This is a genomic window from Legionella stuttgartensis (assembly GCF_977063405.2).
Genome location: NZ_CDRUHA020000024.1, coordinates 1 through 2,210, shown reverse-complemented (window position 1 = coordinate 2,210; position 2,210 = coordinate 1). Strand labels below are relative to the sequence as shown.

Genomic DNA, 2,210 nt, shown 5'->3' with positions numbered 1-2,210 from the left:
GTGTGGTGCGACAAGAAAAGTCGCTGTTTTGAGTTGTTAATCGGAAGAAATTCCGAAAACCATTTGTGTCGTCAGATGAACCTACGAGAGTTAATAAAGCCTCTCTGACAACGTAGTGAAACTACGGGTGAAGAGCCTGTGGTGAGATGATAACTTCTGAAAGGAATTAAATCTACCTGATAGCCAAAATCGGGATAACTACCAGGTAGCTGGTATGGTGAACATATGTGAATCTGTGATAAAGGTCGTAACTCGCAACAAGCGCAATTGGCTGACACGCTTGAACCAAAAGGTACGAAAGGTAGTTGGGAGAATCACACGAACCCCACACGACTACAACACTTTCCGGCCGAGAGCAGACACCTAACCCGGCATTACTCAAACAGCGGAACTTGGAAACCCTGTATTTCTCTCCTCTATGGAGACAGTAGGCTGCAAGGTCTACCTATGGGAATGCAGGCTTGGGAGGTTGGAAAAAGCGAAAGTCAATTTGTAATGAGTTGAATACGGGTTTAAATGTCACCCGGTCTGAAAAGAAGCCTACGTCCAACTGGTCTTTCATTGCGAAAGAGTTTGTAGAATTTGTAAAAGTGAGGAAAGCAAATGAAAGATGCTTTGATATCTTGTGCGCCTGACACATCTATCTTGAATAACGTTTGGAACCAGTTTTACTGGTGCAACATTGAGAAAAATGTATACAGACTACAAATGCGTATCGCAAAGGCAGTTCGTAATAAAGAATACGGCAAAATCAAATCACTGCAATGGCTGCTAGTTAATTCTACTAGCGCCAAGCTATTGGCTGTGAAAAGAGTAACAACAACCAAAGGCAGCAAAACACCTGGTATAGATGGTATCGTTTGGACAACATCCGATGCTAAATACGAGGCGGCACGCAGCCTGAAAGTTAGAGGATATAAGGCACAACCACTTCGACGGATCTATATTCCCAAGAAAAATGGTAAGCAACGACCACTAAGCATACCCACCATGAAGGATAGGGCTATGCAAGCACTCTATTTGCTAGCACTAGAGCCAGTTGGTGAGACTACGGCAGATTTGAACTCCTATGGGTTCAGACCAAAACGTAGCACTCATGACGCAATCTACCAATGCTATCTAACATTAGCGAGGAAAAATTGTGCGCAATGGATTCTGGATGCCGACATTAAATCTTGTTTTGATGAAATCGATCACGGATGGCTCAAAGACAACATCATGATAGACCAACGAGTACTAAAACAGTGGCTTGAAGCAGGTTACACAGAAAATAATCAACTGTTTGAAACAGTACGTGGTACTTGCCAAGGTGGTCCAATTTCACCACTATTGGCCAATATAGTATTAGACGGGCTGGAAAAGGAAATACATTCAGGCACAAAGCAAGGTGATAAAGTAAACTATATTCGCTTTGCTGATGATTTCATTGTTACCGCAAAAACGCCAGAAATTCTCGAAACAAAAGTACTCCCGATAATAACCCGTTTTCTCGCGCAACGAGGGCTTTCCTTATCACAGGAAAAAACCAGAATTGTGCATATAGAAAATGGTTTTGATTTTTTGGGCTTTAATGTGAGGAAATACAAGGGTAAATTTTTAACTAAACCTTCAACAGATAGCATTAAGGCAGTAAAAACAAAAATCAAAGAGACAGTCCAAAAAGGTTATGGTTGGAGTGGCGCTGACTTAATATCAGCCCTAAATCCAATCATAAAAGGATGGGCTAATTACTATCGAAGGGTTGTTTCTAAAGAAACATTTGCTGAAATCGACAATTACATTTTTCAAAAAACATTTAATTGGACAATGAGAAAATTTCACGGGAATACTCGCTATAAAGCAGTTGATCGTTATTTTCGAAACCGTAGTCTATTTAGGCGATGGATTTTTAGTGATATCGTCAAACAAAATGGAAATAAAAAGTATGTCTGTATTAACAAAATGATGGATACGAAAATACAGCGACATGTCAAAATAAGATCTCAAGCCAATCCTTATCTACCAGAGTATATTGAATACTTCAATGATAGGAAAAAATGGACTAAAGAATGCTCTCTTATACAATGGTATAGAGACAGGAAATTAAACGTTATTGAAAGTGATGAACTGCTGGGTGAATAGCCTTAGAAAGGCTTGAGCGTAATGCGGTGAAAGTCGCACGTTACGTTCTTAGGGGACGGGATCGGAGCAATTCGATCCTGTTACCCGAC

The 2,210-nt window shown here is 40.5% G+C and carries 1 protein-coding gene; it reads left to right on the top strand.

From position 1 onward, the window contains the following. The first annotated feature begins 603 nt into the window (after positions 1-603). The gene (gene ltrA / locus ACWTEW_RS08560) at positions 604-2,121 is read left to right on the top strand and encodes a group II intron reverse transcriptase/maturase (protein ID WP_454783625.1); all 1,518 of its coding nucleotides are present in this window, start codon (positions 604-606) and stop codon (positions 2,119-2,121) included. Positions 2,122-2,210 lie beyond the last annotated feature (89 nt).

Excerpts from the sequence above, each read along its gene's own strand:
- ltrA (WP_454783625.1), top strand. The coding sequence starts at position 604 with ATGAAAGATGCTTTGATATCTTGTGCGCCTGACACATCTATCTTGAAT.